At 69.9% G+C, this 19,235-nt stretch carries 19 protein-coding genes; 11 read left to right on the forward strand and 8 right to left on the reverse strand.

Annotation, left to right across the window (positions count from 1 at the left end; all coding sequences use genetic code 11):
* Positions 1-31: 31 nt before the first annotated feature.
* Complete coding sequence (gene glnA / locus GPA03_RS02695) at positions 32-1,456, reverse strand: type I glutamate--ammonia ligase (protein WP_156250446.1); 1,425 nt, start codon at positions 1,454-1,456, stop codon at positions 32-34.
* 133 nt (positions 1,457-1,589) lie between these two features.
* On the opposite strand from glnA, the gene GPA03_RS02700 reads away from it, so the two are divergent.
* The gene (locus GPA03_RS02700; protein WP_156250447.1) at positions 1,590-1,973 is read left to right on the forward strand and encodes an RDD family protein; all 384 of its coding nucleotides are present in this window, start codon (positions 1,590-1,592) and stop codon (positions 1,971-1,973) included.
* Here GPA03_RS02700 and GPA03_RS02705 read toward each other — a convergent pair.
* Entirely contained in the window at positions 1,970-2,713 is a 744-nt protein-coding gene (locus tag GPA03_RS02705; protein WP_156250448.1) for a DUF4191 domain-containing protein, read from the reverse strand. The two genes, GPA03_RS02700 and GPA03_RS02705, sit on opposite strands and share 4 nt — an antisense overlap.
* A gap of 127 nt (positions 2,714-2,840) precedes the next feature.
* On the opposite strand from GPA03_RS02705, the gene GPA03_RS02710 reads away from it, so the two are divergent.
* Entirely contained in the window at positions 2,841-4,166 is a 1,326-nt protein-coding gene (locus GPA03_RS02710) for a protein kinase domain-containing protein (RefSeq protein WP_156250449.1), read from the forward strand.
* A 3-nt stretch (positions 4,167-4,169) separates the two neighbouring features.
* On the opposite strand, the gene sucB is transcribed toward GPA03_RS02710, so the two are convergent.
* The 3 genes from sucB to GPA03_RS02725 all read right to left on the reverse strand — a co-directional run bounded on the left by sucB (position 4,170) and on the right by GPA03_RS02725 (position 8,975).
* Entirely contained in the window at positions 4,170-5,993 is a 1,824-nt protein-coding gene (sucB, locus tag GPA03_RS02715) for a 2-oxoglutarate dehydrogenase, E2 component, dihydrolipoamide succinyltransferase (protein ID WP_156250450.1), read from the reverse strand.
* A 26-nt stretch (positions 5,994-6,019) separates the two neighbouring features.
* Positions 6,020-7,426: a dihydrolipoyl dehydrogenase gene (gene lpdA / locus GPA03_RS02720; RefSeq protein ID WP_156250451.1), complete on the reverse strand. Its 1,407-nt coding sequence runs from the start codon at positions 7,424-7,426 to the stop codon at positions 6,020-6,022.
* A gap of 70 nt (positions 7,427-7,496) precedes the next feature.
* Positions 7,497-8,975, reverse strand: coding sequence for a leucyl aminopeptidase (locus GPA03_RS02725; RefSeq protein ID WP_421958391.1), 1,479 nt, complete (start codon positions 8,973-8,975; stop codon positions 7,497-7,499).
* A 108-nt stretch (positions 8,976-9,083) separates the two neighbouring features.
* Here GPA03_RS02725 and GPA03_RS02730 point away from each other — a divergent pair, with 108 nt between their 5' ends.
* Genes GPA03_RS02730 through GPA03_RS02740 form a run of 3 tightly spaced genes read left to right on the forward strand, consistent with a single transcriptional unit; the run spans position 9,084 to position 10,910 of the window.
* Positions 9,084-9,458, forward strand: coding sequence for a hypothetical protein (locus GPA03_RS02730; RefSeq protein WP_241681050.1), 375 nt, complete (start codon positions 9,084-9,086; stop codon positions 9,456-9,458).
* On the forward strand, positions 9,455-9,895 hold the full coding sequence (locus tag GPA03_RS02735) for a hypothetical protein (RefSeq protein ID WP_241681051.1): 441 nt from the start codon (positions 9,455-9,457) through the stop codon (positions 9,893-9,895). Before GPA03_RS02730 ends, GPA03_RS02735 begins: the two co-directional genes overlap by 4 nt.
* Before the next feature lies 1 nt (position 9,896).
* The gene (locus GPA03_RS02740) at positions 9,897-10,910 is read left to right on the forward strand and encodes a quinone-dependent dihydroorotate dehydrogenase (protein ID WP_156250453.1); all 1,014 of its coding nucleotides are present in this window, start codon (positions 9,897-9,899) and stop codon (positions 10,908-10,910) included.
* 20 nt (positions 10,911-10,930) lie between these two features.
* On the opposite strand, the gene GPA03_RS02745 is transcribed toward GPA03_RS02740, so the two are convergent.
* Positions 10,931-11,941 (reverse strand): aldo/keto reductase family protein, encoded by a 1,011-nt coding sequence (locus tag GPA03_RS02745; RefSeq protein ID WP_156250454.1) that lies wholly within the window; start codon positions 11,939-11,941, stop codon positions 10,931-10,933.
* 31 nt (positions 11,942-11,972) lie between these two features.
* Positions 11,973-12,578 (reverse strand): DUF3043 domain-containing protein, encoded by a 606-nt coding sequence (locus GPA03_RS02750; protein WP_162458234.1) that lies wholly within the window; start codon positions 12,576-12,578, stop codon positions 11,973-11,975.
* 40 nt (positions 12,579-12,618) lie between these two features.
* Here GPA03_RS02750 and GPA03_RS02755 point away from each other — a divergent pair, with 40 nt between their 5' ends.
* The 6 genes from GPA03_RS02755 to GPA03_RS02780 all read left to right on the forward strand — a co-directional run bounded on the left by GPA03_RS02755 (position 12,619) and on the right by GPA03_RS02780 (position 18,462).
* The gene (locus GPA03_RS02755; RefSeq protein ID WP_162458235.1) at positions 12,619-13,758 is read left to right on the forward strand and encodes a glycerate kinase; all 1,140 of its coding nucleotides are present in this window, start codon (positions 12,619-12,621) and stop codon (positions 13,756-13,758) included.
* A gap of 92 nt (positions 13,759-13,850) precedes the next feature.
* On the forward strand, positions 13,851-14,204 hold the full coding sequence (locus tag GPA03_RS02760) for a HesB/IscA family protein (protein ID WP_156250457.1): 354 nt from the start codon (positions 13,851-13,853) through the stop codon (positions 14,202-14,204).
* Positions 14,205-14,260: 56 nt separating this feature from the next.
* Positions 14,261-15,211 (forward strand): FKBP-type peptidyl-prolyl cis-trans isomerase, encoded by a 951-nt coding sequence (locus GPA03_RS02765; protein ID WP_162458236.1) that lies wholly within the window; start codon positions 14,261-14,263, stop codon positions 15,209-15,211.
* 109 nt (positions 15,212-15,320) lie between these two features.
* Positions 15,321-16,262, forward strand: a complete 942-nt coding sequence (gene ctaC / locus GPA03_RS02770) for an aa3-type cytochrome oxidase subunit II (protein ID WP_156250459.1) — start codon at positions 15,321-15,323, stop codon at positions 16,260-16,262.
* Positions 16,262-18,010, forward strand: a complete 1,749-nt coding sequence (ctaD, locus tag GPA03_RS02775) for an aa3-type cytochrome oxidase subunit I (RefSeq protein ID WP_156250460.1) — start codon at positions 16,262-16,264, stop codon at positions 18,008-18,010. The genes ctaC and ctaD overlap by 1 nt, the downstream gene beginning before the upstream one ends.
* 2 nt (positions 18,011-18,012) lie before the next feature.
* A complete protein-coding gene (locus GPA03_RS02780; protein ID WP_156250461.1) occupies positions 18,013-18,462 on the forward strand; it encodes a cytochrome c oxidase subunit 4 in 450 nt (149 codons plus the stop codon).
* An 89-nt stretch (positions 18,463-18,551) separates the two neighbouring features.
* Here GPA03_RS02780 and GPA03_RS02785 read toward each other — a convergent pair whose 3' ends face one another.
* On the reverse strand, positions 18,552-19,169 hold the full coding sequence (locus GPA03_RS02785; RefSeq protein ID WP_156250462.1) for a superoxide dismutase: 618 nt from the start codon (positions 19,167-19,169) through the stop codon (positions 18,552-18,554).
* Positions 19,170-19,235: the final 66 nt, after the last annotated feature.

A 19,235-nucleotide genomic window follows, 5' to 3' on the forward strand; every position in this document is an offset into this window, starting at 1 on the left:
TCCGCTGGCGCGTCCGGCGACCACTCACTCCTCAGACGTCGAAGTACATCTCGAACTCGTGCGGGTGCGGCCGCAGTCGCAGCGCGTCGACCTCGTTGGAGCGCTTGTAGTCGACCCACGTGTCGATCAGGTCGGGCGTGAACACGTCGCCCTCGGTGAGGTAGTCGTGGTCGGCCTCGAGCGCGTCGAGAGCACCGGTCAGCGAGTCGGGCACCTGAGCGATCTGTGCGTGCTCCTCGGGCGGCAGCTCGTAGAGGTCCTTGTCGACCGGCTCCGGCGGCTCGATCCGGTTCTTGATGCCGTCGATGCCAGCCATCAGCATGGCCGAGAACGCCAGGTAGGGGTTCGAGCTCGGGTCCGGCACGCGGAACTCGATGCGCTTCGCCTTGGGCGAGTTGCCGGTGATCGGGATGCGGATGCAGGCCGAGCGGTTGCGCGCCGAGTACACGAGGTTGACGGGTGCCTCGAAGCCCGGGACGAGGCGGTGGTAGGAGTTCGCCGAGGGGTTGGTGAACGCCAGCAGCGACGGCGCGTGCGAGAGCAGCCCACCGATGTACCAGCGCGCCATGTCGGACAGGCCGCCGTAGCCCTTCTCGTCGTAGAAGAGCGGCTCGCCGTTCTTCCACAGCGACTGGTGCGAGTGCATGCCCGAGCCGTTGTCGCCGAAGATCGGCTTCGGCATGAAGGTGGCTGCCTTGCCGGCGTTGAACGCCACGTTCTTGATGACGTACTTGAACTTCATCAGGTCGTCGGCCGAGGCGCGCAGGCTGTTGAAGCGGTAGTTGATCTCCTGCTGACCGGCCGTACCCACCTCGTGGTGCGCACGCTCGACGTCGAGGCCGATCTCGGCGAGCTTCTTGCACATCTCGTCACGCAGGTCGGCGAACCGGTCGCTCGGGGAGAGCGGGAAGTAGCCGCCCTTGAAGCGGGTCTTGTACCCGAGGTTGCCGCCCTCCTCCTCGCGGCCGGTGTTCCACGCCGCCTCGACGGAGTCGATGTGGTAGAAGCTCGACTGCGCGTTCGTGGAGAACCGCACGTCGTCGAAGAGGTAGAACTCGGCCTCGGCACCGAAGTAGACGGTGTCCGCGATGCCGGTGGAGATGAGGTGCGCCTCCGCCTTGGCGGCGATGGTGCGCGGGTCGCGCGAGTACGGCTCGTCCGTGAACGGGTCGACGATCGAGAAGTACACGACCAGGGTCTTGGCGGTGCGGAAGGGGTCCACGAACGCCGTCGTGACATCCGGGATCAGCTTCATGTCCGACTCGTGGATCGCCTGGAAGCCGCGGATCGACGAACCGTCGAACATCAGGCCCTCGGAGAACGCGTCGTCGTTGAACGCTGCGGCCGGGATGTTGAAGTGCTGCTGCACACCGGGCAGGTCGATGAACCGCACATCGACGAACTCGACGCCTTCGTTCCTGGTGAAGGCGATGGCCTCCTCGGCATTGCTGAACATCCAGTCTCCTGTAATCGTTCGGATTCCCGGCTCGGGGACGCGACCCAAACTACGGCCGAGCCGTTTCCCAGGCGTCTCACTCATGTGTCGTGCGTGTTACACGGCAGCGAGATCGCTCACCTAGGGTGTCGTTGTGACTGATGAGACGCCGGTCCCACCAGATGGGCACCCCAACACCCTAGGGGGTCGACGCTTCCTGGGGCTGCTCATCGACTGGGGCGTGGCGACGGCGATCAGCGCGGGGTTCTTCGCCTTCGACCCGCTCGCCACGCTCGTCATCTTCGTGCTCGAGGTCGCCATCATGAGCGCGACGCTCGGTTCCTCGTTCGGGCAGCGGCTGACCGGCCTGGGGCTGCGCCGTCTCGATGGCAGGCCACCTACGCTCGGGCAGGCGCTGGTGCGCACGCTGGCGCTGTGCCTGATCGTCCCCGTGGGGATCACCTCACGCGTGGACGGCCGGGGCATGCACGACACCTGGGCCGGCACTCGCCTCATCCGCCTCAGCGACGAGCGCTAGCGGCCGCGGGTCGCCTTGCGATCCGGGCGTGCGCGCATCGGGTCGATGCCCTTGGGCACCGGTAGCCGGTTCATGTTGTGCAGCGCACGCAGTCGCTTGGACACCTCGGGCACCACACCGGCGGCGAGCGACTTCTTCTGCTTCTGCACCGTCTTCGCGAGCTGGGGGAGCGGCACCTGTCCGTCGCCGCGGCCCTCCTGCAGCAGGATCACCGGCACGTTCGGGACCACGCGGGCGACCTTCTTCTTCTCGGCCTCCAGCAGCTTCCCGACCCGGTGCGGCGGTCCCTCGCTGACGAGCACGACACCCGGGCGACCCACGGCGCGGAACACCATGTCTTGGTGGCGCGGGTCCACAGCGACCGGCTCCTCCTCGATGTTCCACCCGCGACGGATGGTCCCGAGCGCGGCGGAGACCGCCCCCGGCTGGCCCTCGATGCGCTTGTAGGCGAAGTACTCTGCGCGCCGGCCGAGCAGGAGCATCGCGCCCATGAGCCCGAGCATGAGGCCGAAGATCGCTGTGATCACCCACGGGTAGCTGATCAGGATGCCGACGAGCGCACCGAGCGCAGCGGCGCCGAGCAGGATGAGGATCAGCACCCAGGTGATCGAGGGCTGCTGCTCGCGCACCATGGTGTAGACGTCCCACACCTGGTGGTACCAGCGGCGCTTCTTCTCCTTCGGCGGCTTGACGCTCGCCTTGGCGGCGCTGTCAGCCGCGTCTGCGTTCTTCCGTGCCATGATGCCCACAGCCTACCGGCGCCGTTGAGGTGGATCGGTAGCCCTGGGCGCAGCCGCGCGCACGGTCGCAGCAGCGCGCTGTGGATAACTTCTGCAGCCGATCGGCGATCCGGTGTTGGCTGGTGCCATGACGACACCGGCCACGCTGCGTGGGGTCCCGCTGACGGGGCTGCGCCTGGGCGCGCCGCTCGGATCGGGCTCCGCCGGCGTGGCGTGGGCAGCGACGACCGAGGGCGGCGACCGCGTGGCGGTTCGCGTGCTGCCCGATGCGACGGCGCCGGCACACGCCGCACGGGAGCGGCGTCTCGACGTCCTCCGCTCCCTCCACCACCCCGGCCTTGCCGCGGTCCGCACCATGCCGGGTCACGTGGACGACAGGCTCGTCGTGACCGACCTCGTGCCCGGACCCACGCTCGCCACCGTGCGCACCGGGCGCATGGGGCTTCCCGCCGCCGAGGCGCTCACGCTCGCTCACGGACTCGCCTCGGCCATCGCTGAGCTGCACCGCCACGGTCTCGTGCATGGCGATGTCTCGCCCACGAACGTGGTGCTCGCCGAACGCGACGAGGAGGGGCTCGGGCACCCGGTCCTCGTGGATCTCCTCGCCGATCTCGCCGGGGAAGCAGGAACCACAGGCTTCGTCGCCCCGGAGGTCCGTGGCGGGCGAGCCCCTGGCCCGGCCGCCGACGTGTGGGCACTCGCGACGATGTGCGTGTGGGCCACGCGGGTGGGGGACCGGGACATGGTGGCCCGCGCGCTCGGCGGCGCGGCGTCGGACGACCCCCAGGTTCGGCCGAGCGCGGCCGCCCTCGCCGCACACCTCGCGGATCAGGCCACGGCCCCCGTCCAGGTGCCGCCGCCCTCCGTGCTCGCCGGGGCCGCTCTGCGCGAGCATGCGCAGCGGGCGCCCACCGTGCTGCGACCTACCCGACGGCGACGTGCTCGCCACCGCCGCGCGGCCCCGGTCCGCAGCGCGGTGGTGGCGGTGCTCGTGACCGTCGTGGTGGGTCTGTCGACGTGGCTGCTCTGGCCCGAGGGCCAGGGCGAGCAGAGCGCACAAGGGCGGTCCGCCGTCGGCCCTGCCCCGTCGATGACCGAGGTGGTGGCCGACCTCGTGGTGGCGCGCGACGCGGCGCTCGTGGCCGCTGATGCCGCGGCGCTGGCGGACGTGACTGTCGAAGGGTCGCCGGCCCGCGCCGACGATCTCGCGCTGCTCGACTCGCTCGAGGGCATCCAGCTCTCAGGCCTGCACACAGCGGTCGGGGACACCGCGGTGGTCGAGGCGACCGACACCGCCGCCCAGGTGCAGGCGGTGCTCACCCAGGGGGAGCACGAACGCACCTCGGCCGGGGCTACCGAGACGGTGCCCGCTCAAGAGCCAAGGTGCGTGGTGCTGACGCTGCGGCTCGACGGCCCGCAGTGGGCCGTCGAGCGCGTCAGCGACTGCTCGTGAGGCCTACAGCCCGAGCGAAGCCTCGAACTCGCCGGCCTCCAGCCGGTTCTTGACGGCGGTGAGGAACCGGGCGGCGTCCGCACCATCGATCAGCCGGTGGTCGTAGGACAGCGCCAGGTACATCATCGACCGCACCGCGATGACCTCGGCGCCGTCGGCGTCGGTCACCACGACCGGGCGCTTGACGATCGTCCCGGTCCCCAGCATCGCGACCTGCGGCTGCAGCAGGATCGGCGTGTCGAACAGCGCGCCGCCCGAGCCGGTGTTGGTGATGGTGAAGGTGCCACCGCTCAGCTCGTCCGGGGTCGCCTTGTTGGCGCGTGTGCGCGAGGCGAGGTCGGCGATCTTGCGGGCGATGCCGCCGAGGTTGAGGTCGCCGGCCTCCTTGATCACCGGCACCACGAGGCCGCGCTCGGTGTCGACCGCGATCCCGATGTTCTCGGAGCCGTGGTAGACGATCTCCTCGCCGTCGATGCTCGCGTTGATCTTCGGGTAGGCCTTGAGGGCCTCCGCCGCCGCCAACGTGATGAACGGCAGGAACGTGAGCTTCGCACCCTCGCGCTGAGCGAAGTCCTCCTTCGCACGCGCACGGAGGCGGGCGACCTTGGTCATGTCGACCTCGAGCACCGTGGTGAGCTGAGCGGAGACCTGCAACGACTCGACCATGCGGGACGCCACGATCTTGCGCAGGCGGCTCATCTTCTCCCGCGTGCCACGCAGCGGTGAGACCGGCAGGTCCGCGCTCGACGCGGCGGGTGCTGCTGCCGCGGCGGGCTTGGCCGACTCCTGCTCCTTGGCTGCGGCTGCAGCCTTGGCCTTCTCGGCCTCCTCAGCAGCATCGAGGACGTCCTGCTTGCGGATGCGACCGCCGACGCCGGAGCCGGTCACCTCGGCGAGGTCGACGCCCTTGTCCGCGGCCAGCTTGCGCACGAGCGGGGTCACGTAGCTGCCGCTGGCGTCCACGGGCTCGCCGGACTCAGCTGGCTCGGGCTCCTGCTCGGGCTCGGGCTCCGGCTCGGGCTCGGGCTTCGGCTCGGGCTCCGGCTCGGGCTTCGGCTCGGGCGTCGGCGCCTCGTCCTGCGCGGGAGCGGCGCCGGAGTCGGAACCGACGAACGCGAGGTTCGCGCCGACCTCCACGGTCTCGTCCTCCTGCGCCACGATCTCGAGCAGCGTGCCGGCGACCGGGGAGGGGATCTCGGTGTCCACCTTGTCGGTGGAGATCTCGAGCAGCGGCTCGTCGACCTCGACGTCGTCGCCGACCGACTTGAGCCAGCGGGTCACGGTGCCCTCGGTCACGCTCTCGCCGAGTGCCGGAAGGGTCACCGCGGTGCGGTCACCGCCACCGGAGGCCTGCGCCGCGGCGGGCTCGTCCTGGGGGGCATCCTCCGCCGCGAGCTCCTGGGCCTGCTCGGTCGGGGTGTCGGCCACGCCGGTCTCGGGGACCGGGGGCGCGGCATCCTCGGCCGAGGCGGGCTCGGGGGCGGGCTCCTCGGCCTGCTCCTCGGCCTGCTCCTCGCGCTGCTCAGGGGCGGACTCCTCGGCCTGCTGGGCAGCGCCCTCGTCGCCACCCTCGGAGGCGTCGGCGCCGCTGCCGTCACCGATGACGGCGAGATCGGTGCCGACCTCGACCGTCTCGTCCTCCTCGACGAGGATCTTCTCGAGAACCCCGGCGATCGGTGAGGGGATCTCGGTGTCGACCTTGTCGGTCGAGACCTCGAGCAACGGCTCATCCACGGCGACTTCCTCGCCCACGGCCTTGAGCCACCTGGTCACGGTGCCCTCGGTCACGCTCTCGCCGAGCGCGGGCATCTGGACGTTCTGTGACATGTGGAGGTTCTCCTTCGTGGTGCCGGTCAGGCGTGGGAGTGGAGCGGTTTGCCGGCCAGGGCCAGAGCGGCCTCGCCGATCGACTCGTTCTGGGTGGGATGGGCGTGGATCAGGCCGGCGACATCCTCGGGGAAGGCCTCCCAGCTGACGATCAGCTGGCCCTCACCGATCTGCTCGCCCATGCGGGCGCCGAGCATGTGGACGCCCACGATCGGGCCGTTCTTCGCGCGGACCAGCTTGACGAACCCCGCCGTCCCGAGGATCTGGCTCTTGCCGTTGCCGCCGAGGTTGTACTCGAGGGTCTCGACGTCGTCGCCGTGGAGCTCGCGGGCCTGCGTCTCGGTCAGACCCACGGAGGCCACCTGCGGCTCGCAGTAGGTCACGCGGGGGATCGAGGGGTCGAGCACGGGGGCCGGCTCGAGACCTGCGATCTGCTCGGCCACGAAGATCCCGTGCGCGAAGCCGCGATGGGCGAGCTGCAGACCAGGCGTGATGTCGCCGACCGCGTAGATCTGGCCGACACCGGTGCGCAGCCGCTCGTCGACCACCACGAACCCGTGGTCCATGGTCAGGCCCTGCTCCTCGTAGCCGAGGTTCGCCGTCGCCGGCCCTCTGCCCACGGCGACCAGCAGCACCTCGGCCTCGAGCTGCTTGCCACCCTCGAGCGTGACGACCACACCCTCGGCGGACTGCGTGACGCTCTCGAACCTCGTGCCGAGCTCGTAGCCGATGCCGCGCTTGCGGAACGCACGCTCCAGCCCCTTGCTCAACGCCTCTTCCTCGTTCGGGACCAGGTGCGGCAGTGCCTCCACGATCGTGACGTCGGCACCCAGGCTGCGCCAGGCGCTGGCGAACTCCACGCCGATCACACCGCCGCCGAGCACCACGGCCTTCGCGGGGACCCAGTCCATCGCGAGGGCCTGGTCGGAGGTGATGACACGGCCGTCGATCTCGAGGCCAGGGAGGCTGCGCGCGTACGAACCGGTGGCGAGCACGATGTTCTTGCCGGTGACACGGCGGCCGTCGACCTCCACGGTGTCGGGGCCGACCAGCCGCCCCCAACCGTGGATGACCTCGATGTCGCGCCCGCCGACCAGACCGGTCAGGCCGCGGTAGAGGCGCGAGACCACCCCGTCCTTGTAGGAGTTGATCTTCGCGACGTCGATGCCGTCGAGCGTGGCGTTGACCCCGAGGGCGCTGCCCTCGCGCACGGTGTCCGCGACCTCGGCGGCGTGCAACAGCGCCTTGGTCGGGATGCAGCCGCGGTGCAAGCACGTGCCGCCGACCTTGTCGGACTCGATGAGCGCAACCGTGAGCCCGAGCTCGGCCGCTCGCAGCGCAGCGGCGTAGCCGCCGCTCCCGGCGCCCAGGACGACGACGTCGTAGCCCTGCTCGGTCACCTGTGCTCCTCCACCAGATCGGATACGTCCCATCTTGGCATCGACGACCGCTCTCGCGGCAACGGAAGCCCGAGAGATCGGCCGGATGTGGCGCGGCTCACGCTCAGCGGCCGCCGGCGGCGGCGTCCTCGAGCAGGCGGAGCATCGTTCGGACCCCGACGCCGGTGCCGCCCTTGGGCACGTAGTGCCGTGGGGCGCCCTCGTTGAACGAGGGACCGGCGATGTCGAGGTGCGCCCACGGCTTGCCAGCGGTGAACTCCTGCAGGAACAGCCCGGCCACGAGCATGCCGCCGTACCGCTCGCCCATGTTCGCGATGTCGGCGACCGGCGTCTTCATCGAGGGCCGCAGCTCCTCGGGCAACGGCATCGGCCAGAACTGCTCGCCTGCGGCCTCGGCGGCCGCGAGCACCGAGCTGCGGGTGTCGTCTGTCCCCATGACAGCGCTGACCTGGTTGCCGAGGGCGACCATCTGCGCACCGGTGAGGGTGGCGATGTCGATGAGGGCGTCGGGGTTCTCCTCTCCGGCGGCCACGAGCGCATCCGCCAGCACCAGCCGGCCCTCGGCGTCGGTGTTGAGGACCTCGACCGTGCGCCCGCCGCGGATCGTGATCACGTCGGAGGGCCGCTGCGCCGTCGCGGAGGGCATGTTCTCGGCGAGCGCGAGCCAGCCGGTGACACGCACGCCGATGCCGAGCTCGGCGGCGGCAACGACGGTGTGCAGCACCGCGGCCGCGCCCGCCATGTCGCTCTTCATGGTCTCCATCGACTTCGCCGGCTTGATCGACAGGCCACCCGAGTCGAAGGTGATGCCCTTGCCCACCAGGGCGATGTGGGCGGTCGCCTTGCGGGGCTTCCACTCCAGCTTCACGAGGCGCGGGCCGCGGGTCGAGCCCTGGCCCACACCGATCAGGCCGCCGTAGCCTCCGGCGCGGAGGGCGTCGTCGTCGAGCACGGTCACGGCGACCTTGGTGCCCTTGGTGAGCTCTTTCGCGTTGTCCGCGAACGAGGCGGGGTAGAGGTCGTTGGGGGCCGCGTTGACGAGGTCTCGCACGCCGTGCACGGCGGTGGCGACCACGGCGGCCCTCGCCACGGCGGCGCGGGTCGCCTTGTCCTTGGCGTCGGCGGCCACGACCTCGACGGCCGCGACCGGCGTCGGGGAACCGCTGTAGCCCGTGTAGGCGTATGCACCCAGCAAGGCACCCTCGGCGACCGCGGCGGCGTCGTCGGCGGAGATCAGGGGAAACGCGAACGTGACGGTGCCGGTGCCCGCGAGCTGGCGGGTGGCGGAACCGGCTGCACGGCGAAGCACCTCGGCGGTGAGCGGCGCGTCCCTGCCCACCCCGGTGCCGGTCAGCACCAGCAGCGGCACACCCAGCCCGGCCGGGGCCGGGAGCTTGACGACCTCGTCGAGCTTGCCCGAGATGCCGACCACGCTCGCGGCGCTCTCGACGGCGGCGCGGGCCTGCTTGGGCAGGTCGGCAAGTCCGAGCACCCCGGGCTGGTCGCCCGTCGTCGTCGCGAGCACGAGCGCGTCGCTGCGGATCTTGGCCAGGGGAGTGCTGATGAGCTCGACGGTGGTCACCCGCTCAACCCTACTGATCATCTCGGGGTCTGCGACTCGCTCGGAGCGGGCGCGGCTGCCGATGCCCTAATCTTGGTCGCCGTGACGAACGAGATCCAGGCGCCGTAGGTGGACCTCGTCGTACTCGGCGGCTACGTCGCGATGGTGGCCTGTGGACTGCTCGCCCTCTGGGCGGCTTTCTTCGCGCTGCGCGACCGCGCGGTGATCCTCAAGCAGCTGATCGCCGCGGGTGTCGTCGTGGCGCTGCTGCTCGTGCAGGCGGTAGCGGCGGTCGTCGAGCTGACCGGCGGACGCGAGCTCGTCGAGCCCGCCGTGTTCTGGGGCTACCTGGTGGTCGCGCTGCTGCTGCTCCCGGCCGGCGCCGTGGTCGCGATCGCCGAGCGCACCCGGTGGAGCTCGGTCGCCCTGGTGGTGATCGCGCTGTCGCTGCTCGTCATGGAGTCCCGCATCCTGCAGCTGTGGTCGATGGGAGCAGGCTCGTGACCGAGGACCTCCCGATGCCTGCGGACACCCGCCGGCCGGCGTTCGGAGCCGGTCGGGTGCTGATCGTCGTCTACGGCGTCTTTGCGATCGCTGCGACCGCACGAGCCGGCTACCAGCTGATCGCGAAGGCGAGCGAGGCCCCACTGGCCTACACGCTGTCGGCGTTCTCCGCCGTCGTCTACATCGTCGCGACGATCGCGATCGCCCACAACGGGAGGCGACTCCGTGTGGTCGGGTGGGTCGCCGTCGGGATCGAGATGCTCGGTGTGCTGCTGGTCGGAACGCTCTCGATGACGCATCCCGAGCTGTTCGCCGCCGAGTCGGTGTGGTCCGGTTTCGGCGAGGGCTACGGCTACGTACCGCTCGTGCTGCCGTTCCTCGGCCTGGCCTGGCTGTGGTGGTCGAGCCCGCGCCGGTTGTCCCAGGTGAGGAGCTGACGTGCTCTACCGGCTCCTGTTCGCACGTGTGCTCACGCGGTTGGACGCCGAGACCGCGCACCATCTCGCCGGCCGGCTGATCAGGCTCTCAGGAGATGTACCTCCGCTGCGCGCCGTGGTCACCGCTCTGTTCGGGCGCCTGCCCGACGGCGCCGCGCACCGGGTCTTCGGGCGCGACGTCCCCGGCCGGCTGGGGCTTGCGGCCGGGTTCGACAAGGACGCCACGATGGCGCTCGGGCTCCGCGCGCTGGGCTTCGGCTTCGTCGAGGTCGGCACCGTCACGGCGCACGCGCAGCCCGGCAACCCGCGGCCCCGGCTGTTCCGGGTGATCCCCGAGCGGGCTTTCGTCAACCGGATGGGCTTCAACAACGTGGGTGCTGCGGCTGTCGGCCGCCGCCTTGCCAGGCTGCGACGCGGCGCCGCTGGCAAGCGGCTGGTCCTCGGCGCGAACATCGGCAAGTCGAAGGTCACCGCACCCGAGCACGCGGTTGCCGACTACGTGACCAGCGCTCGTGCCGTCGCGCCCCACGTGGACTACCTCGTGGTCAACGTGTCCTCGCCGAACACCCCGGGGCTGCGGGACCTGCAGGCGACCGAGTCGCTACGCCCGATTCTCGCCGCGGTGCAGGAGCAGGCGGCCTACGCGGCCGGACACGACGTCCCCGTGCTCGTCAAGATCGCCCCGGACCTCGCCGACGAGGACGTCGACGCGGTGGCGCGTCTCGCCGTCGACCTCGGGCTCGCCGGGGTGGTGGCCACCAACACGACGATCGCCCACGACCACGGCCCCGGTGGCCTCAGCGGTGCCCCGCTGCTGCCGCGTGCGCTCGAGGTGGTGCGCCGCGTGCGCGCCGTGCTGGGCCCGGACCCGGTGATTATCGGCGTCGGCGGCATCGGAGACGCTGCCGACGCCCGCGCGATGATCGACGCCGGCGCCACCCTCGTGCAGGCCTACACCGCGTTCGTCTACGCCGGCCCTGCCTGGCCCGGCGCCGTCAACCGCGCCCTGCGCTGACCCGATTCTCGAGCCGCCGGTCAGGTGAGGCGCTGTTTGGGGGAGACGTCGTCGGTCTTGCGGGGGTCGCGGACCACGACGTCACCGAGGGCGTCGTCGATGCGGGAGAGCACGTCGGCCTCCAGCGTCACGCCGGAAGCCTTGATGTTGTCGGCGACCTGCTCCGGGCGGGACGCGCCCACCAGCGCGGCGGCCACGTTGTCGTTCTGGAGCACCCAGGCCACGGCGAGCTGAGCCATGGTGAGGCCGAGCTCGTCGGCGATCGGGCGAAGCTGCTGCACCCGCTCGAGCACCTCGTCGCGCATCCACGAGGAGATCATCTGCTGCCCGCCGGAGGTGTCGGTGGCGCGTGAGCCCTCGGGCGGCGTCTGTCCGGGCAGGTACTTGCCGGTGAGCACGCCCTGCGCGATGGGGGACCAGACGATCTGCGAGATCCCCAGCTCGGCGGAGGTCGGCACCACCTCGTCCTCGATGACCCGCCACAGCATCGAGTACTGGGGCTGCGAGGAGATCAGCTGGAAGCCCAGCTCCTTCGCCAGCGCCGCCCCCTCGCGCAGCTGCGGCGCCGTCCACTCGCTGACACCGATATAGAGCGCCTTGCCCGCGCGCACGACGTCGGCGAACGCCTGCATCGTCTCCTCGAGAGGCGTGGCGTAGTCGTAGCGGTGTGCCTGGTACAGGTCGACGTAGTCGGTCCCGAGCCGCGTGAGCGATCCGTTGATCGACTCCATGATGTGCTTGCGGGACAGCCCGGTGTCGTTCGCGCCCATGGGGCCTGTCGGGAAGTAGACCTTGGTGAAGATCTCGACACTCTCGCGGCGCTCACCGGCGAGTGCCTGCCCGAGCACGGTCTCCGCCTTGGTGTTGGCGTAGGTGTCGGCGGTGTCGAACGTGGTGATGCCGCCGTCGAGGGCGGCGCGCACGCATGCGTCGGCGACGTCGGCCTCGACCTGCGAGCCGTGCGTGAGCCAGTTGCCGTAGGTGATCTCGGTGATCTTGAGCCCGGAACGGCCCAGGTGGCGGTAACGCATGGGGTCTCCTCGTGAGGTCGGGTGGGTCGGGTCAGCGGGGGCGTTCGCCGCGCTTGACCTGGGGCTTGGGCAGGCGCATGCGGCGCATCTGCATCGAGCGCATGGCGGTGTAGAGCCGGATCCCGCGCACCTGGGCCTTGCCGAACGTCGCGACCGCCCGCCGGTGCACGAGAATCGCCAGGATGATCGCCTCGATCACCGCGACCAGCACGACCGCGTAGAGCGCCAGCACGGCGGTGATGATGACCTGCGGGGGCAGGCCGACCATGCTGCCGCCAAACATCGTCACGACCACCAGCAGCGCGACCGGGAGGAAGAACTCGCCCAGCGTCCACCGGGAGTCGACCCAGTCGCGGGCGAACCGCCGGGCGGGCCCCTTGTGCTGAGCGGGCAGGTAGCGCTCGTCGCCCGTCTGCATCGCCTGGTCCATGAGCGCGCGCTGCTTGGCCTGGGCCTGGCGCGCCTTCGCCCTGTCGGCCTTGGGGTTGCCGGAGATCAGTGGCCGCTTGTTCGCGGCCTCGGCCTCACGGCGCTTCGGGGTGGGCCGCCCCTTGCCCACGCTGGGCGTCTCCTCGGCGACAGGCATGGGCTTGAAGGCCACCGGTGCCTCTTCGTCGTTCTTCTTGCGTCCGAACACGTGCCTGAGCCTAACCGTGCGAACCTGGCACACTCGCCGCGTGCGCGTGCTGATGGCTCCCGACCGGATCGACGGCGGACCTGCTGGACCCGATCCGGCGATGAGCGCCGTCGACGTCGCTGCCCACCTGGCTCGGGGGTGGACCTCGAGCCGCCCGGCGGACTCGATCGTCGTGCATCCCATGTCCGACGGCGGAGCGGGGTTCCTGGAGGCCCTCACCGCTGTGCTGGGCGGTGAGCGGGAGGCCGCGCTGGCGCGCGACCCGTGGGGTGCCCAGCTCCCGACCGAGTGGCTGCGGGTGGGGGAGACCGCCTACATCGAGACCGCTCCGTTGCTCGGTGACCCCCAGGCTGATGACGCCGCGCGACTCGCTGCCGAGGGCAGCAGCGACGGCGTCGGAGACGTCGTCCTCGCTGCCGTGCGTGCCGGGGTGCGTCGCGTGGTGCTCGGCGTCGGGAGGGTCGGTACGCATGACGCCGGCGTCGGCGCGCTGCGCGCCGTGGCAGGCGCCGCCGGTGACACGCCGGTGGGCGAGGTGGTGCGAGCGGCCGTCGAGGTGCTGCGCGGTGTCGAGGTGCTGGTGGCTGCGGCCGCGCGGGAACCGCTGGTCGGCCTCAGCGGCGCCGGTGCGGCGCTCGCCGCCCGCCCCGGGATCGACGCGGCCGCCGCGCAGGCGCGAGAGCTGGCGCTCGCCGGGATCGTCGCTCGCATCGAGCAGGCTGTCCCGAGGCGGCCCTCCTTGCTGGCGCAGGAGAGCGCGGACCAGGTGCGGGGCTCCCGGCGGCCGCACGCCGGTGCGGGCGGTGGTGTCGCCTTCGCACTCGCGGCGGCCGGTGCGCGCGTGCTCCCGGGCGCCGCGGTCGTGGCTGTCGAGACCGGCCTCGCCGAGGCGGTGGAGCACGCGGATCTCGTGCTGACCGCCGCCACCGCGCTGGACGGCGGAGCGCTCGACGACGGCGTTCCCGGGGCAGTGGGCAGGGTCGCGCTCGCCGCGCTGATCCCCGCCGTCGCGGTCGCTCCCACGGTCATGGTGAGTCGCCGTGAGCTCTCAGGCACCGGGCTCGAGGCGATCTATCCGTTGGAGGATCCGTCCGCCCCGGGGAGGACGACGCCGTCGAGCGATCTGCGCAGCGCGCTGTCCCAGCGCGCGAGCAGGGTCGCGAGAACCTGGTCACGCTGACGTACGCTGGTCCGAAGGAACACAGCCCAGATCGGCGGTGTTGGCATGGACAGCCGGTCCATCAGCGCCGGATGCGCATCAGGAGGAACACCATGACGGAGACCCAGGCACCCGCTCCCACCCACGAGGTCGCCCTGACCGATGTGGCCGCTGCCAAGGTGAAGGCGCTGCTCGAGCAAGAAGGCCGCGACGACCTGCGGCTGCGCCTCGGCGTGCAGCCCGGCGGCTGTTCCGGCCTGATCTACCAGCTCGTGTTCGACGACCGCGACCTCGACGGTGACGCGGTCCGCGAGTTCGAAGGTGTCGAGCTCGTCGTCGACAAGATGAGCGTTCCCTACCTCGCCGGCGCCACGATCGACTACGCCGACACGATCTCCCAGCAGGGATTCACCATCGACAACCCCAATGCCGGTGGGTCCTGCGCCTGCGGCGACTCGTTCCACTGAGCGGCGCCCGCGCGCGCCGTGGCGGACTCGTCACGGCGGCGCTTCTTGCTGCCCTGGTGAGCCTCGCGGCGTGCGGCACCGAGAACGCCGGCGGCGGCCCGACCGGTGAGTCGAGCCTCGACCCCAGCGCCACCGAGAGCTCGTCGGCGTCTACCGACGGCGCCGCCGACTGCGCTCCCGGCGACGCACTTCCCGAGGCGTCCGGAGATGTCGGCGACGCGCCGACGTTCACCTGGCCCGAGACCTGCGCGCCAGAGGGCCTGCAGGTCGAGGTGCTGAGCGAGGGTGACGGCCGCGAGGTCGGAGCCGGCGCCGCGGTGCTCGCCAACTATGCCGGGCACGTCTGGGGCAACGACACCGAGTTCGACAGCTCGTTCAGCCGGGGCACGCCTTCGATGTTCTCGCTGAACCGGGTGATCGATGGCTGGGCCACCGGGATCCCCGGTGCGACCGAGGGATCGCGACTGCTGATCTCGGTCCCGCCCGACCTCGGCTACGGCCCCTCGGGCGGTAACCCTGATGCGGGCATCGGCGCCGAGGACACGATCGTCTTCGTCGTCGACGTGGTCGCGACCTACAACGCCGACGACGCCGGCCAGGCCGACGCCGCAGCGCTCGAGACGCCCGATCTGCCGGTGACGGTCGAGGGCGACCTCGGGTCGCCCGCCACGATCGCGGTCGATGCCGATGCGACGGACCCCGCTGAGCCGGACGTGTACCGGCTGGCCGAGGGCACCGGTGAGCCCGTCGCGATGGGCCAGAGCGTCGCCGTCAACTACACGGTCACCTTCTGGGACGGCAGCAGCACGGAGACCTCGTGGGCCGACGTCAGCGCCGAGGGTGTCGTGAGCCCGACGGCCGGCCCGCTCGTCTCGATGATGGGACAGGGCACGATCTTCGACCTGCTCGACGGCGTCCCCGTCGGTTCCCGGGTGGTGCTGGTCGCGCCGGCCTCGGGTGACTCGCCCGCGATCGCCGTCGTGGCGGACGTTCTCGGCGCCGCCTGACGCGCGTTTGCTCGGGGCGTCGATGTGCCTCGAGGGTGTCCCCGCGCGATAGTGTTGGGCTGATGGTTGCCTGCCTGCCGAAGGTGCAGACACACCATTGCAAGTCGTCATGAAATGCCCGTCGGAAGGCCCGCGCACAGTGTCATCGCCTACGCGTTCTGCAGCCCGGCGGCTGCGTCCCGGAGTGGTTGCTGCCGTGACCGCAGGAGCGGTTGCGTTCATCAGCTCGTGCTCGCCGGCCACGCAGCGTGGGTGGATGCCCACGGGCGAGGGCACCACCGACCAGACCGACGGCATCGTCGAGCTCTGGACCGGTGCCTGGACGGCGGCTCTCGCCGTCGGCGTGCTGGTGTGGGGGCTGATCATCTGGTGCGTGATCGTCTACCGCAAGCGCAAGGACGACAACCAGCTTCCGGTGCAGCTGCGCTACCACCTGCCGCTCGAGCTGCTGTACACCTTCGTGCCGATCCTGATGGTCGGTGTGCTGTTCTTCTACACGGTCAAGACCCAGGACTCGATCACCGAGGTCGATCCCGAGGAGACCGACGTCCAGATCGAGGTCTACGGCCGGCAGTGGAGCTGGGACTTCAACTACCTGGACTACGACGTCTGGGACACCGGTGACCAGGCCGATCTGAACAACATCTCGTCCGACTCCGAGGAGGGCCTGGCGGACTACTGGTCGCAGGACGGCGTGCCCACGCTGGTGCTGCCCGTGCGTCAGACCGTGGAGTTCACGCTGCACTCGCGCGACGTGGTCCACTCGTTCTGGATCCCCGCCTTCCTCTACAAGCTCGACACGATGCCCGGTCGCGTCAACTCCTTCCAGGTGACGCCCCAGGTCGAGGGCTCGTACTACGGCCGTTGCGCCGAGCTGTGCGGCGAGTACCACGGCTACATGCTGTTCAACGTCGAGGTCGTCAGCCAGGAGGAGTTCGAGCAGCACATGGCTGATCTGGCGGCCGCCGGTCAGACCGGTCAGCTCGGCGATGATTTCAACCGTGACACCGTTCCCGAGGCTCCGACCTTCGGTGAGGAGGAGGAGCACTGATGGCTAGCGGCACCGCCGAGTACACGCTCGGCGACAACGACACCGAGACCGTTCCCGGTCTGGGCGCCAAGCGGCAGACCCTGGGTCGCACGGTGGTCAAGTGGATCACCTCGACCGATCACAAGACCATCGGGTACCTGTACCTGATCACGTCGTTCGCGTTCTTCTGCATCGGCGGGCTGCTGGCGCTGGCCATCCGTGCCGAGCTGTTCGACCCGGCGATCCAGATCGTCCGTAGCGCCGAGCAGTTCAACCAGTTCTTCACGATGCACGGCACGATCATGCTGCTGCTGTTCGCGACGCCGCTGTTCGTCGGGTTCGGCAACATCATCGTCCCGCTGCAGATCGGCGCGCCCGATGTGGCGTTCCCGCGCCTGAACATGTTCGCCTACTGGCTGTTCCTGTTCGGCGGCATCATCGCCTGCGCCGGCTTCCTCACCCCCCAGGGCGCCGCGAGCTTCGGCTGGACCGCGTACATCCCGCTCTCGGACACCACCTACACCCCGGGACTGGGCGGCAACCTCTGGGTCATGGGCCTGGCGATGACGGGCTTCGGCACCATCTTCGGCTCGGTCAACTTCATCACCACGATCGTCTGCATGCGCGCACCCGGCATGACGATGTTCCGGATGCCGATCTTCACGTGGAACATCATGATCACCTCGGTGCTGGCGCTGATCGCGTTCCCGGTGCTCGCCTCGGCGCTGTTCGCGCTCGGTTCCGACCGCATCCTCGGCACCCAGATACTCGCGCCCGAGAACGGTGGTGCCATGCTCTGGCAGCACCTGTTCTGGTTCTTCGGCCACCCCGAGGTCTACATCATCGCGCTGCCGTTCTTCGGCATCGTCAGCGAGATCTTCCCGGTCTTCTCCCGCAAGCCGCTCTTCGGGTACAAGGGACTGGTGTTCGCTACGATCGCTATCGCCGCGCTGTCGGTCACGGTGTGGGCGCACCACATGTACGCCACCGGTGCGGTGCTGCTGCCGTTCTTCGCCGTCATGACGATGCTGATCGCGGTGCCGACAGGTGTGAAGTTCTTCAACTGGGTCGGCACGATGTGGCGCGGCAAGATCACGTTCGAGACGCCGATGCTCTGGTCGGTGGGCTTTCTCGTGACGTTCGTCTTCGGTGGCCTCACCGGCGTCATCCTGGCGAGCCCGGCTCTGGACTTCCATGTGCACGACAGCTACTTCGTGGTCGCGCACTTCCACTACGTGGTGTTCGGCACCGTGGTGTTCGCGATGTTCGCCGGCTTCTACTTCTGGTGGCCCAAGTTCACCGGGCGGATGCTCAACGAGCGCCTGGGGAAGATCCACTTCTGGCTGCTTTTCTTCGGCTTCCACGGCACGTTCCTGGTGCAGCACTGGCTCGGTGTGCTCGGCATGCAGCGCCGGATCCCGGTGTACCTGCCCGAGCCCGACTTCGTGATCCTCAACCAGATCTCGACCGTGTCGGCGTTCGTGCTGGCCGCCTCGACGCTCCCGTTCCTATGGAACGTGTACCGCACGTGGCGGCACTCTCCGGCGGTCACGCTCGACGACCCGTGGGGGTACGCGAACTCGCTGGAGTGGGCCACGTCGTGCCCGCCCCCGCGCCACAACTTCGACCGCCTCCCGCGCATCAGGTCCGAGCGCCCCGCGTTCGACCTGCACCACCCCGAGGTGGCTGCGCTCGACGAGGAGGAACCTGAGAACACCACCATCGGGGTGGCCGTGGGCTCCCGCGACGAGAAGACGAGCGAGGACTGAGGATGTCGCAGCAGAACCGGCACACGGTCAAGCCGCTCGCACCGGAGTGGAAGTTCCTCATCCTCCTCGCGGTGTTCTTCGTGATCGCCGCGGCGCTGTACGGCGTCTGGTCCTATCTGTACTTCGGCGAGGTCGAGCCGATCGGTACCACTGCACTCGTCCTGCTGGTGGGGCTGTGTGCGCTGTCCGGGGGCTACCTGTTCAAGCTCAGCCGTGAGATCGACGTGCGGCCCGAGGACGACCCCTGGGCCGAGCAGCACGAGGCGGCAGGGGAGTACGGCCACTTCTCGCCGTGGAGCTGGTGGCCGCTCGTCTGCGGGGTCGCGGTCGCGCTGATCTTCCTCGGCCCGGCGGTGCACCAGTGGTGGATCCTGGGGGTCGGTGTGGTGATCGGTGTCATCGGCGTGGCCGGCCAGGTCCTCGAGTACAACCGCGGACCGCACGCTCACTGACACCCGCCCCTCGACCCGGCGGTCGGGTGCATGAGGGCGGCCCCTCACCTTCGAGGTGAGGGGCCGCCGTCGTGCGGTTCAGGACCGGATCAGATCAGACCCTGCGTCTGGGTGCGTGCGCGCTCGAACCGCGCCGCGACATCCTGCCAGTTCGCGATGTTCCAGAACGCCTTGACGTAGTCGGCCTTGACGTTGAGGTAGTCGAGGTAGAAGGCGTGCTCCCACATGTCGAGCATGAGCACCGGGGTGATGCCGACAGGCACGTTGCCCTGCTGGTCGAAGAGCTGGAAGAGGTTGAGACGCTGGCCCACGCTGTCCCATCCGAGCACCGACCAACCTGAGCCCTGGATCGAGGTCGCGTTCGCGGAGAACTGCGCCTGGAACTTGGCGAAGTCGCCGAAGAACTCGGCGATCGCGGCAGCCAGCTCGCCCTCAGGCTCGCCACCGCCTTCGGGGGAGAGGTTGTTCCAGAAGACGGTGTGGTTGATGTGGCCGCCGAGGTTGAACGCCAGGTTCTTCTCGAGCAGGTTGATCGCAGCGTTGTCGCCGGACTCGCGAGCGGCCTCGAGCTTCTCCAGCGCAGTGTTCGCGCCGTCCACGTAGGTCTGGTGGTGCTTGTCGTGGTGCAGCTGCATGATCTTGCCGCTGATGTGCGGCTCGAGCGCTGCGTAGTCGTAGGGCAGTTCGGGCAGGGTGTACTGCGGCATCTGTTCCTCCACGTCAGAAATCGGCGGCCCACCTGGCGGTCCAGGCGAACCTCTCTTCCACCATAA

The organism is Pseudactinotalea terrae, from assembly GCF_009733845.1.
In the GTDB taxonomy this organism is placed as follows: domain Bacteria; phylum Actinomycetota; class Actinomycetes; order Actinomycetales; family Beutenbergiaceae; genus Pseudactinotalea; species Pseudactinotalea terrae.

Coding starts and splice junctions, on each gene's coding strand:
- GPA03_RS02705 (WP_156250448.1), bottom strand. CDS start 2,713: ATGGCACGGAAGAACGCAGACGCGGCTGACAGCGCCGCCAAGGCGAGC.
- GPA03_RS02760 (WP_156250457.1), top strand. CDS start 13,851: ATGACGGAGACCCAGGCACCCGCTCCCACCCACGAGGTCGCCCTGACC.
- lpdA (WP_156250451.1), bottom strand. CDS start 7,426: ATGGGACGTATCCGATCTGGTGGAGGAGCACAGGTGACCGAGCAGGGC.
- GPA03_RS02745 (WP_156250454.1), bottom strand. CDS start 11,941: ATGCGTTACCGCCACCTGGGCCGTTCCGGGCTCAAGATCACCGAGATC.
- ctaC (WP_156250459.1), top strand. CDS start 15,321: ATGAAATGCCCGTCGGAAGGCCCGCGCACAGTGTCATCGCCTACGCGT.
- glnA (WP_156250446.1), bottom strand. CDS start 1,456: ATGTTCAGCAATGCCGAGGAGGCCATCGCCTTCACCAGGAACGAAGGC.
- GPA03_RS02780 (WP_156250461.1), top strand. CDS start 18,013: ATGTCGCAGCAGAACCGGCACACGGTCAAGCCGCTCGCACCGGAGTGG.
- sucB (WP_156250450.1), bottom strand. CDS start 5,993: ATGTCACAGAACGTCCAGATGCCCGCGCTCGGCGAGAGCGTGACCGAG.
- GPA03_RS02785 (WP_156250462.1), bottom strand. CDS start 19,169: ATGCCGCAGTACACCCTGCCCGAACTGCCCTACGACTACGCAGCGCTC.
- GPA03_RS02710 (WP_156250449.1), top strand. CDS start 2,841: ATGACGACACCGGCCACGCTGCGTGGGGTCCCGCTGACGGGGCTGCGC.
- ctaD (WP_156250460.1), top strand. CDS start 16,262: ATGGCTAGCGGCACCGCCGAGTACACGCTCGGCGACAACGACACCGAG.